Origin of the sequence: Pedobacter sp. B4-66, assembly GCF_018492665.1 — a bacterium.
In the GTDB taxonomy this organism is placed as follows: domain Bacteria; phylum Bacteroidota; class Bacteroidia; order Sphingobacteriales; family Sphingobacteriaceae; genus Pedobacter.
The window spans coordinates 819326-831752 of record NZ_JAFVME010000003.1 but is presented as its reverse complement, the minus strand read 5'-3'; the positions used below and the strand labels follow the sequence as shown (position 1 = coordinate 831752).

At 36.6% G+C, this 12427-nt stretch carries 11 protein-coding genes; 4 read left to right on the top strand and 7 right to left on the bottom strand.

The features are described 5' to 3' along the window. Positions 1-56: 56 nt before the first annotated feature. Genes J1905_RS08170 through J1905_RS08160 form a run of 3 tightly spaced genes read right to left on the bottom strand, consistent with a single transcriptional unit; the run spans position 57 to position 2467 of the window. Positions 57-671: a bifunctional nuclease family protein gene (locus tag J1905_RS08170; protein ID WP_214226778.1), complete on the bottom strand. Its 615-nt coding sequence runs from the start codon at positions 669-671 to the stop codon at positions 57-59. A 41-nt stretch (positions 672-712) separates the two neighbouring features. Next, the gene (locus J1905_RS08165) at positions 713-1684 is read right to left on the bottom strand and encodes an electron transfer flavoprotein subunit alpha/FixB family protein (RefSeq protein WP_214226777.1); all 972 of its coding nucleotides are present in this window, start codon (positions 1682-1684) and stop codon (positions 713-715) included. 45 nt (positions 1685-1729) lie between these two features. Next, positions 1730-2467: an electron transfer flavoprotein subunit beta/FixA family protein gene (locus J1905_RS08160; RefSeq protein ID WP_214226776.1), complete on the bottom strand. Its 738-nt coding sequence runs from the start codon at positions 2465-2467 to the stop codon at positions 1730-1732. An 86-nt stretch (positions 2468-2553) separates the two neighbouring features. Between J1905_RS08160 and J1905_RS08155 the strand changes: the two genes are divergently transcribed. Beyond that, positions 2554-2889: a tetratricopeptide repeat protein gene (locus J1905_RS08155; RefSeq protein WP_214226775.1), complete on the top strand. Its 336-nt coding sequence runs from the start codon at positions 2554-2556 to the stop codon at positions 2887-2889. Between the two features lie 11 nt (positions 2890-2900). Beyond that, positions 2901-4103: a chromate efflux transporter gene (chrA, locus tag J1905_RS08150; protein WP_350027971.1), complete on the top strand. Its 1203-nt coding sequence runs from the start codon at positions 2901-2903 to the stop codon at positions 4101-4103. Positions 4104-4121: 18 nt separating this feature from the next. Here the strand turns inward: chrA and dnaB are convergent, their stop codons facing one another. After that, a complete protein-coding gene (gene dnaB, locus J1905_RS08145; RefSeq protein ID WP_214226774.1) occupies positions 4122-5696 on the bottom strand; it encodes a replicative DNA helicase in 1575 nt (524 codons plus the stop codon). Between the two features lie 206 nt (positions 5697-5902). On the opposite strand from dnaB, the gene rlmB reads away from it, so the two are divergent. After that, positions 5903-6673, top strand: coding sequence for a 23S rRNA (guanosine(2251)-2'-O)-methyltransferase RlmB (gene rlmB, locus J1905_RS08140; protein WP_214226773.1), 771 nt, complete (start codon positions 5903-5905; stop codon positions 6671-6673). Between the two features lie 28 nt (positions 6674-6701). Here rlmB and J1905_RS08135 read toward each other — a convergent pair whose 3' ends face one another. The 3 genes from J1905_RS08135 to J1905_RS08125 all read right to left on the bottom strand — a co-directional run bounded on the left by J1905_RS08135 (position 6702) and on the right by J1905_RS08125 (position 10147). Then, entirely contained in the window at positions 6702-7979 is a 1278-nt protein-coding gene (locus J1905_RS08135; RefSeq protein WP_214226772.1) for an Hsp70 family protein, read from the bottom strand. Positions 7980-8069: 90 nt separating this feature from the next. Continuing rightward, positions 8070-9161: a mannose-1-phosphate guanylyltransferase gene (locus J1905_RS08130; RefSeq protein ID WP_214226771.1), complete on the bottom strand. Its 1092-nt coding sequence runs from the start codon at positions 9159-9161 to the stop codon at positions 8070-8072. Between the two features lie 20 nt (positions 9162-9181). Further along, positions 9182-10147, bottom strand: a complete 966-nt coding sequence (locus tag J1905_RS08125; protein ID WP_214226770.1) for a KpsF/GutQ family sugar-phosphate isomerase — start codon at positions 10145-10147, stop codon at positions 9182-9184. Between the two features lie 89 nt (positions 10148-10236). Here J1905_RS08125 and recQ point away from each other — a divergent pair, with 89 nt between their 5' ends. Next, the gene (gene recQ / locus J1905_RS08120; RefSeq protein ID WP_214226769.1) at positions 10237-12426 is read left to right on the top strand and encodes a DNA helicase RecQ; all 2190 of its coding nucleotides are present in this window, start codon (positions 10237-10239) and stop codon (positions 12424-12426) included. The last annotated feature ends 1 nt before the right edge of the window (position 12427 follow it).

Genomic DNA, 12427 nt, shown 5'->3' with positions numbered 1-12427 from the left:
TAATAGTTTAGTTGGTTTTGAAAGTAATAGTTGAATATAGAACTATTTTAAAATTGTTATGCCGAATTTCTCTTATTTATTTCATCACGAATTCTTGCAGCTTTTTCATATGCTTCTTCAAAAATAGCTTCCTGAAGTTTTTGCTGAAGCTCTTCCATACTTAAAGATTTGTAGTTGCTACCAGGAATAGAAGTACTGATGTCTTCTGAACCTTGTTCTTTAGGAATCGCATCTATGTTTTCGAGAAACAAGAAATCATTTCCTTCAATTACAATTCCTGCTGAAGATAAAATGAACTCATAAGTATAAATTGCCGCATTAAAACGAACAGCCAAAGCTATTGCATCAGATGTACGCGCATCTATTTCATGAGTAGTTTCACCATCGGTGCAAATTAGTTTTGCAAAAAACACGCCCTCTACCAGATTATAAATTAAAACTTCCTCTATTTGGATGTTATAAGTTTGGGCAAATGTTTTAAACAGGTCATGAGTTAAAGGCCTGCTTGGTGTCATTTTTTCTATTTCTATTGCAATAGCCTGAGCTTCAAATGCACCAATAATTATAGGCAAACGTCTTCTTCCGTTTACTTCGCCAAGAACCAGAGCGTAAGCTCCTGATTGAGTTTGGCTATAGGATAAACCAACAATATCGAGTTTTACTTTTTTCATATTAAATAATACCCGGCAAAATAGGTTTGCCGGGTATTTAATTAACTTTTATGTGCTTTTAATGCTTCTATTAATTTTGGAACAACTTCAAATGCGTCACCAACAATTCCGTAATCAGCCACTTTAAAGAAAGGAGCTTCAGGATCTTTGTTGATTACAACAATAACTTTAGATGAACTAACACCTGCCAAATGTTGGATCGCACCTGATATACCAATTGCAATATATAAGTTTGGACTGATAGCAATACCTGTCTGACCAACGTGCTCTGAATGTGGTCTCCAATCAGCATCAGAAACTGGTTTCGAGCAAGCAGTTGCTGCACCAAGAAGGCCAGCTAACTCTTCAATCATTCCCCAGTTTTCAGGACCTTTTAATCCTCTTCCACCCGAAACTACAATTTCTGCATCAGGTAAAGATACTTTATTTGTTGCTCTTACTATTTCTTTAACGATAGCGCTAAGGTCTGTAGCTTTAATCTCTGGGCTAAATGCTTCAACAGCCGCTTCAACTGCAGATTCTTTAACGCCAAAAGCATTTGGATTTAATGCAATAATTTTAACTGCAGAAGTTAATTCTGTGATTGCAAAAGCTTTACCTGAAAAGGCTGTTTTTTTAACTAAGAACTTCCCCCCATCTAATTGAGGTAATTCTACAGCGCCATCTACTAATCCGGCTTTAAGTTTAACAGCTATACGAGGAGCCAAACCTTTTCCTGAGAAAGAGTTAGAAAGTACAATAATATCTGCGCTTTCTTTTTTTGCTGCTTCAGCTATAATTGAAGCATATGCTTGATTTACGAAATTCTTAAGCTGATCATTAGAAACATTTAAAACTTTAGAAGCTCCGTATTTACCTAATGCTTTAAGTTCACTTTCATCAACATTACCAATAGATACAGCGGTTAAATTACTTCCTTGTTTATCTGCAATGGCTTTTGCATAAGATACTGCTTCAAAAACAGACTTCTTAAATTTGCCATCTACTTGTTCTACATATACTAAAACTGACATACGATCTTTATTAAATATTTTTTAAATTCTGAAATAGAACTCCAGTTAGATTACTTTAGCTTCCTGATGTAATAAGTCAATTAATTTAGCAGTCTCTTCAGCCGGAACCAGTTTAACTGTGCCACGAGGAGGAGGAGTTTCGAATTGTTGAACTTTTGCAACTTGTTCAATATCTTTAGCTTCAATAACAACAAGAGGTTTAGTTCTTGCAGACATAATGCCTCTCATATTCGGGATTTTAGGTTCAGCAGTTCCTTCTGAACAACTTGCAATAAACTTGCCAGTTACAGAAATAACTTCTTTTCCACCTTCAATTTCGCGTTCTAATGTTGCTGTTGTTCCATCATAGTCTAATTTTTTGATGATAGAAATAGATGGAATGTCAAGGAATTCACCAATCATCGCAGCAACCTGAGATCCATTATAATCAATAGATTCACGGCCACAAAGTATCATGTCAAATTCAGTAGTTTTAGCATATTCTGCTATCTGGTAAGCGGTAAAATAAGCATCTCTTGGAGCTGCATTAATTCTAACTGCATCATCAGCGCCAATAGCTAAGGCTTTTCTTATGGTTGGGTCTGTTTGGCTTTCTCCAACATTAACTACGGTTACCGTTCCTTTACCACCTTCACAAAGTTCAATAGCTCTTGATAAGGCAATCTCATCATATGGGTTAACAATAAATTGTACACCTGAGGTATTGAATTGTGTATTATCGTTAGTAAAAGTTATTTTTGTTGTTGTGTCGGGCACATTACTGATACAAACTAATATTTTCATATGTATAAATTTGTTTTAAAGGTAATGAAGCTATTTTAGCTAAAATTGTCTTTTTGCAAATCTAATTAAAAAAGCAGGGATTAAAAATGCAAAGTACCCGTTTAGACAAACTATTAAATTTTTTAGAGAGCGATCCCAATGATCCCTTCGTTTTGTATGCCCTTGCAACAGAATATAATTCAGCGAATGACTCAGAAAGGGCATTTGAATATTATTTGAAACTTGTAGCAGAACACCCTGATTATGTGGGAACCTATTATCATTTAGGGAAACTGTACGAGAAAACAGGGAAAACTGATGAGGGTATAAAAATATATCAAAAAGGCATGGTTGCTGCCAAAAATAAAAGAGATATGCATGCTTTTTCTGAACTACAAGGGGCATATAATTCAGCTGCAGGATTAGATTATGAAGATGACTAGTTTTTAAACGAGTGAGCAATAAGAAGCAACTTTTGTTTATAAGAAATGTGATTCTATTCACATTTACTGCTTTTGGAGGTGCACAGGCTCACCTTGCATTATTGCTAAAGTACTTTGTTAAGGACGCAAGGTATATTACTGAAGAAGAGCTTTTGGAACTGAATGCTTTAGCGCAGGTGCTACCTGGCCCTGCATCTACTCAAACGCTTGTAGGCATTGCTTATAAAGTAGGAGGGCTAAAGCTTTCCTTAATAACTTTTTTAATCTGGATTTTTCCTTCTGCCGCCATTATGACTTTTGCAGCAATCAGTTTTGCAAAGATAGATCATAAAGAAAAATTTGTCCAGATACTGGAATATATACAGCCAATAGCATTAGGTATAGTGGCATTTGGTGCATATAATCTTTCAAGGCGAGTTCTTGTTTCTCAATTATCTATATTTCTTGCCATTTCTGCGGTAATTGCGACGCTTGTATTGAGGAATGCTTACGTGTTTCCAATGGCTATTTTAATAGGGGGGATGATCTCATCGGCACTCGATGCTCCCAAAGAGGAAAGCGAAATCAGGGTAAAGTTGTTTTCAAATATAAACCGTAAAAAGCTGGTTTATTTTGTTGGAGTACTGTTGTTTCTAGCCTTATTAGGTGCTGTTATTAACCGTACTTCTCCGTTTAGTTTGCCAATAAGGTTGTTTGAGAATTTTTACCGTAATGGTATTTTTATTTTTGGTGGTGGGCAAGTGCTTGTCCCTCTTATGTTTACTGAGTTTGTGCAAATGAAGCATTATCTGCACTCTTCAGGATTCTTATCTGGTTTTGCGTTGCAGCAGGCTTTACCCGGGCCAACATTCTCATTTACAAGTTATGTTGGTGCACTAAGTATGAGGAACTTTGGTTACGGAGTAACCGGTCAGATACTTGGAGGGGTAGTAGCTGTTTTAGGAATAAACTTGCCAGGGTTGATCCTGGTGTTATTTATTGTTCCTTTTTGGGAAGACCTTAAAAAGATAACACGTATTAAATACTCACTATCAGGTATAAATGCCGTAAGTGTTGGCTTTATTATTGCAGCATTTATTTTGCTTGTAAAGCCAATAGGATTGGATTATACAGCTATAGCTGTTTTGATAACCACCTTTCTTATTTTGAATTTCACCAAAATAAGCCCGCCTTTTATTGTTCTTGGCGGGATATTATTAGGTTACTTCTTGTAGGAATAAAAGTTAGTCTTATTAGAAAGGTGCATCTTCATCATGCATGTCATCCATACGTGACGGTTTAATGATTACATTTCCTGCAGGTCTGTCAAAATCTTGTGAAGGATGCATTCCAGCGCCAGGGCTATCCATTGAGAATGAGGTAGGTGCAGAGAAACTCTCTTCCAAATCCGCAAATTTTACATACTTACCAATAAAGCGTAGTGGCACAATTCCGGTTTCACCGTTACGGTGTTTTGCAATAATTACCTCACCAACGCCGGCTTGTGATCGCCCTTGCTCATCTTCTGTGATGCCATAATATTCCGGTCTGTATAAGAACAACACCATATCGGCATCCTGCTCAATAGATCCGGATTCACGTAAATCTGAAAGCATTGGTCGTTTTCCGTTCACACCTGGTCTACTCTCTACTGCACGACTTAACTGGGATAAGGCTAGTACGGGTACATTTAGTTCTTTGGCTACAGATTTAAGCGCTCTTGATATACTGCCAATTTCCTGCTCCCTGTTACCACCACCACTTTGTCCTTCTCCTTTACCATGCATTAGCTGCAAATAATCGATGATGATTAGTTGTAAATCATATTGAGATTTTAGCCTTCTGCATTTTGCTCTAAATTCGAATATGTTAAGCGCAGGGGTATCATCTATTAGTAGAGGAGCTTCTGTTAAGGTTCCTATTTTACTATGAAGTTGTTGCCATTCCCACTCTGCGAGGTTTCCTTTTCTGATTTTCTCCTGCTCAATCTCAGTTTCCCCGGAAATCAAACGATTTACCAGCTGAACAGACGACATCTCTAATGAGAATACTACAACAGGTCTTTTAAATTGTACAGCTGCGTTACGTGCACAGGTTAGAACGAATGCGGTTTTACCCATTGCCGGACGAGCCGCAATAATTACTAAATCTGATGGTTGCCATCCACCTGTAATACGATCAAGATCGGTAAAGCCTGATGGTACACCAGTTAAACCATCACTCTTGCCACGAAGCGCCTCTAAAGTGGCTAAAGATTGCTTTACAATCTCATCCATCTTTTGAGTATCTCTTCTTAAGTTATTCTGAGCAATATCAAATAAGTTTTTCTCTGCATGATCCAGTAAATCGAATATATCGGTAGTATCCTCGTAAGCATTCTGGATAATTTCCGAAGAGATTCTGATCAGTTCTCTCTGAATATACTTTTGAGAAATAATACGTGCGTGGAATTCTATGTTAGCAGCAGAAGCTACTCTGTTGGTTAGGTTGGTAATATAATACGCGCCACCAATCATTTCTAATTGTCCCAGCGTTCTTAGTTCAGAAGTAACAGTTAAAATATCAACTGGTTTAGATTTCTGGAAAAGCCCTTGAATAGCTTCAAAAATCTTTTTGTGCCCTTCATGATAAAATACTTCGGGCTTTAGAATATCAATTACAGTCGATAGTGCGTCTTTTTCAAGCATTAATGCACCAAGAACGGCTTCTTCAAGGTCGATAGCCTGCGGTGGGATTTTCCCCATCGTAGTCATAGAATTGCTTAATCTATTTTTACGCGCTGTAAAGTTTGCCTTATCTTGTCCTTGAATTCCGTTATCGCTGCTCATGGATACAAAAATAGACAAAAATTAGGTCCCTTCTTGAATTCTTTATGAACATTCCCACAACTAAAATACTTTCATTTTGGTATGTCTCTTATGAATTTGAATAATTTGCTAACAGCAAGATGTTGATAAGCAAAACACTTGCTCATAAAAATTAGGTTAAATTAATAGCAATTTTTGAGCTATTTTTGCGCTTCAATTTTATGAAGATGGAAAACTCAAGAAGGTCTACCAGACCTAAAGAAAATAATGAGTTCGTATTTGGTATACGTGCAGTAATAGAGGCTATTAAGGCTGGTAAAGATATAGAGACTATTTATATACAAAGGAATTTAACTGGTGAGATTATACTGGAGCTAAAACAGCTGCTAAAAGAGGTTGATGCACCGATACATAATGTTCCTGTAGAGAAATTGAACCGGATGACCCAAAAAAATCATCAAGGTGTGATTGCTGTAATTTCATCGATTACTTTTCAAAAAATTGAAGACATTATTCCTATGATTTACGAAAAAGGAGAAACACCTTTGGTGTTGATTCTTGATGGAATTACGGATGTAAGAAATATGGGAGCGATAGCTAGAACTGCAGCGTGTGCAGGTGTTCATGCTATAGTTGTACCAACTAAAAATTCTGCGCAAATCAATGCTGATGCTATTAAAACATCAGCAGGAGCTTTATTTACCATACCGGTATGCAGACATCCGAATCTTCAAAAAATAGCTTTGTTTTTACAGGAATGTGGTTTGCAAATTGTGGCTTGTACAGAAAAAACGAACGATTTAATATATGTTCCGGACTATACAACACCAACGGCTATTGTAATGGGGGCTGAGGATGAGGGTATTTCAAATGAAATCATGAGAATGGCTAATCATTTGGCTAAAATACCTATGATTGGTGAAATCAGTTCGTTAAACGTGTCGGTTTCTGCAGGTGTTATTTTGTATGAAGCAATAAGACAGCGTTCGCAAGGATAAAAAATCTTATCTTATAAAGAGCCTGATCTTATAATACAGGCTCTTCAAATAAATATCCGCTATAAGCTAAGCCTTTAGCTACACTAATAAAGTTATCTCCCGAATGCACTGGTGTATTTGGGAATTTTGTTTTAAAGAGTTCCTTAATTGCTGAAACCATAGATGTTCCTCCGGTTAGGAAAAGACTATCGATATCATCTATTGCTATTTGATTATTCAAAAGGAAATCATCCAGGTAAGCACTTATCTTTTTAAGATCCTTTTGGATAATGCCATTGTATTGATCTATGGATATTTCATCGTTAATTTCAATATCCATTTTTGAATATTTAAATTGTGAAACCTCGAGTGAAGATAATTCTACTTTAGTTTTTTCAACCGATTGGAAAAGGGAGTATCCGAGATTGTTATCAGTAAGCGTAAGTAGGTTCTTGAATTTTCTATCCTGTTTAGAGTAGTGATAATAGTTTTGAAGATCATTTTTAATCTTAATACCATTAAAAAAGTTCATTTGCTCCCACGAACAAATATTGGCAAACAAGGAAACAGGAACAGTTAGCATTTTTCCTGGGGCAGCCTCATATAAGGTGTGTTTTCCAAAGTGCGGGGTTCCTTTGTCCCACATAAATGCCGAATCGAAGCTATCTCCACCAATATAAATACCACCTGTAGCAATAATATCGTTTCTTCTGTCTTTATCCCCAACTTTGGCCGGGTCAAGTATCAAATAGGTAAAGTCAGTTGTTCCTCCGCCTAAATCTGCTACCAATACTTTTTCTTTTTTGGTTATGGTCTTCTCATAGGCAAAAGCAGCGCCTATTGGTTCAAATTGGAATCTCACCTCTTCAAAACCGGCATTTTCAGCTGCTTTGTTTAACCTTTTTTGCGCAAGGGCATCTTTAGCGGTATTGTCATCATCAAAAAAAACAGGGCGGCCAATGATTGCTTTTTTACAATCATAACCGATAATCTCATCTGCTTTTTCTTTTAATTCTTTTAAAATCAATGTAACAAGATCAGAAGCATTGTATTTTTTGTTATGGATCCTGGTCTCAATAAAACTACTTCTTGGCAGAATACGTTTTATTGATTTCATGAATCGACCTTTCATACCATCCTTAATGTACTCTGAAATAGCTTGGTCACCAACTACATATTTAAGTGGCTCAGTAGAGCTTTGTTCACTCTGAAAATATAATATTGAGGGAACAATAATGGTTTTTATGATTTCCTTTTTCTCTTCATCATAAATTGAAAGGGCAGAATTGGTTGTCCCGAAATCAATTCCATATAAAAAATTAGACATTGCAACAGTAAAATTGATGTAAATAAAACAACACATCCGGATTTGGTTTAAGCCAGATCCGGATGTGCTAAAAGATTATACTTTAGTAAGTTAAATGTATTTTGTTCCGAATTTAGATTTAACGTCAGCAACAATTTGTTTTATGCTTTGTTCCTCAGATCTCGGGCAAATTAATAGTGTATTGTTTGACTCAACGACAATGTAGTCGTGTAAATCTTGCAGGATAACCAATTTGTCTTTTGGAACGTTTACCATACAGTTAGATGAGTTGAACATCATCACTTTTTCTGCTGGAATTACCGCATTGCCAACATAATCGTGCTCTGCAATGTCATATATTGAAGCCCATGTTCCAAGGTCAGACCAGCCAAAATCAGCAGGAAGTACGTAAACATTGTCTGCCTTTTCCATAATGCCAAAATCGATAGAAATATTGGTGCATTGCAAGTATGCATTTCCGATAAACTCAATTTCGTTAGTTGTATTATATAAGCCATTTCCCTGATGAAATATCTCATACATATCAGGTAAATGTTTAGAAAAGGCTTCATTGATAGATTTAGCTGACCAGATAAAAATACCCGCATTCCATAAAAAATCGCCGCTTTGAACAAAGGATTTTGCCAGGTCTAAATTGGGTTTTTCAGTAAAGATTTTTACTTTATGAATTTGTTCGTCAGTTTTTAACGAATTTCCCGTGTATTGTATATAGCCATAACCGGTATCAGGTCTGCTCGGTTTTATTCCCAAAGTAATCAGGCAGTTATTTTCAGATGCTGCCTTTAAAGATTGTTCAATAGCCGCAATAAAAGCATCCTGATTAGTAATAGTATGATCAGAAGGCGCTACTACGATAGTGGCATTTGGGTTAATTTGAGCAATTTTCATTGATCCATAAGAGATACAAGGAGCTGTATTTCTCATAATAGGTTCTGCCAGAATTTGATTTTCATTCAAATCAGGAAGTTGTTCCTTAATGATGTGCGTATATATTTCGTTAGTTACTACAAATATATTTTCTGGCGGACAGATTTTTAAGAAACGTTCGTATGTACTTTGTATTAGTGTTTTACCAACACCGAAAAAATCAATAAATTGCTTAGGATATTCTGTTCTACTAACAGGCCAGAAACGGCTTCCAACCCCACCAGCCATTATTAAAGCGTAATTGTTATTATTCATATCTGATGTTACAGTATCTTTTAAATTATACCTTCCTGTAAAAGGTCGTGAAAATGTATCATGCCAAAATAGGTTCCGTTATCAGTAACCAATAGTTGCGTAATGTTATTGTTTTTAATCATATCTAAAGCGGTCATGGCTAAAATCTCCTTATCTACCTTTTTTGGATTAGGGTTCATTAAGTCGCTCGCTTTAATGTCGGCTAAATTAGAATGTTTTTCTAACATTCTACGAATATCACCATCAGTAATTATCCCCAAAATCTCATTGCTTTCAATAACAACAACGGCACCCAAACGGTTTTGACTAATTTCTATTATGACATCTTTAACAGAAGCAGAGGGATGAATACTTGGTTTCTCGTTCTTCAGGGCAATATCTCCTGCTTTTAAGTATAGCCTTTTACCTAGTGCTCCACCAGGATGGTAGCGTGCAAAATCATCTTCATTAAAATTACGTGAATTTAACAAAGCAATAGCCAATGCATCACCCATAGCTAGCTGTGCAGTAGTACTTGTTGTAGGAGCAAGGTTGTGAGGACAAGCTTCCTTTTCTACTGATGTGTTCAATATAAAATCTGCCTGCATGGCTAAATCAGAATTCAGCTGACCAACCATGCCGATCATTACGTTTCCAGCCTGCTTAAGCAGCGGAGTTAATACTTTAATTTCAGGAGTATTTCCGCTTTTAGATATGCAGATTACAATGTCGTTTTTTTGGATCATTCCGAGGTCTCCGTGTACTGCATCTGCCGCATGCATAAAAATTGCCGGAGTACCTGTTGAGTTAAAAGTTGCTACAATCTTTTGCGCAATAATGGCGCTTTTGCCGATTCCAGTTACAATTACACGCCCTTCACTGGCTATAATTAGGTCAATAATCTTAACAAAATCGTCATTTATGTTCTCAATTAAGCCTAAAATTGCCTGAGCTTCCAACTGTAAAGTGCTAACAGCGTCGTCGATAATAGATTTTTTACTTTTCAAACAGAATTATTTAGTATATTGATGCTTTGAATTTGTGCAAAATTATGTTATTTTGAAGTAAAAATAGCACTGAATATTTTATACACGAAATGGATGTGAAAAAGTCGTTGTTTGACAACTTACAAACCTTTTTTGGTTTTGATAATTTTAAAGGTGATCAGGAGTCTATCATCACGAATATTCTTGAAAAAAGGAATACGTTTGTTATAATGCCTACGGGTGGGGGGAAGTCCATTTGCTATCAGTTGCCAGCTTTGATGGAAGAGGGAACTGCGATCGTAATATCGCCATTAATTGCACTGATGAAAAATCAGGTGGATCAGTTAAGGGCATTTGGAGGAAGTGATAGTATTGCGCACTTTCTAAATTCTTCCTTAAATAAAGCTGAAATTACTCAGGTTAAAAGTGATTTATTAAGCGGACAAACAAAATTGTTATATGTTGCCCCGGAGTCACTTTCTAAGCAAGACAATATTGATTTCTTAAAATTGATTAAGATTTCTTTTGTGGCGGTTGATGAAGCTCACTGTATTTCTGAGTGGGGACATGATTTTAGACCTGAGTACCGAAAGATAAGACAGGTGATACAAGGTCTGGGTGAAGATATTCCAATTATAGCCTTAACCGCAACTGCAACACCTAAAGTTCAGCAGGATATCATTAAGAACCTGCAAATGTCTGATGCCACCTTGTTTAAATCATCATTTAACAGGCCAAACTTATTTTATGAGATCAGGCCTAAGAGGGATGTTATTAAAGAGATCATCAGGTACATAAAATATAATACTGGTAAATCGGGTATTATTTATTGCCTTAGTCGTAAAAAGGTGGAAGAGGTTGCCGAAACCTTGAACCTTAACGGTATTAAAGCCCTCCCGTATCATGCGGGCTTAGAACCCAAGGTTAGAGCCGAAACACAGGATAAGTTCCTTATGGAGGATGCAGAGGTTATTGTAGCCACCATTGCTTTTGGTATGGGGATAGATAAACCTGATGTTCGTTTCGTAATCCACCACGACATACCTAAGAGTATGGAGGGCTATTACCAGGAAACCGGTAGAGCCGGACGTGATGGTGGTGAAGGAATTTGTATTGCTTTTTACGCTCAAAAGGATGTAGATAAGCTTGCTAAGTTCATGAAAGACAAGCCTGTATCTGAACGTGAAATAGGAACTCAGATATTAAAGGAAGTAATTGATTACGCCGAATCTGGAGTATGCCGTCGAAAGCAAATCCTGCATTACTTTGGAGAGAACTTTAATGAAACCGGTTGTAATTGTATGTGTGATAACTGCAAGAAACCGAAAAAACTATTTGAAGCAGAAGAATCATTGCTGGTTCTGTTAAAACTGATAAAGAAAATAGGAGAGAAGTTTGATGATGCACATATATTGAGCATTATTTTAGGAAATGAAACCGCACAAACAATTGCTTATGAACATAGTAAGCTTCCTGAATTTGGTTTAGGAGTTGTAGAGGGCGAGAACCATTGGAAATCGCTTATACGACAAGCTGTTCTAAATAACTTCCTATCTAAAGATATCGACAATTACGGTTTGCTTGGATTAACTAATGGTGGATTGAGCTTTATTGAAAATCCATACTCCCTTAAGTTTGTACTAAACGAGCCAATTGAAAGTGCTGCAGATGATGATGAGGATGATGTTAAGCATGGCACTGGGGCAGTAGATGCTCAATTACTGCAATTGCTTAAAGATCTGAGAAAGAAAATAGCGAAGCAAAAGAATGTACCTCCTTTTGTTGTGTTTCAAGACCCTTCGCTTGAAGAAATGTGTACCCATTATCCAATTTCAATGGAGGAGCTTAAGCAGATCTCCGGAGTTGGCCATGGTAAAGCACTTAAGTTCGGAGGATCTTTCCTTGAACTCATCAAAAAGTATGTAGAAGATAATGATATTGAGCGCCCGATTGACCTGATCATTAAAACTCAGGCTAATAAATCTCAACTGAAAGTTTCTATTATTCAGAACATAGATAGAAAAATTGGACTTGAGGATATTGCTAAATCTAAAGGTATCACTTATGATGATATCCTTAAAGAGGTTGAGGCAATTGTAAACTCTGGCACTAAACTAAACCTAAGCTACTTTGTAGATGAGGTGATAGATGAGGACCGTCAGGATGAAGTATTTGACTATTTTCAATCTGCAGAGAACGACTCTATAGATGAGGCGTTAAAAGAGCTTGGAGAAGCAGATTATTCGCGTGAAGAAATACAGCTAATGCGTATTAAATTCATGTCAGAACTAGGTAATTAAC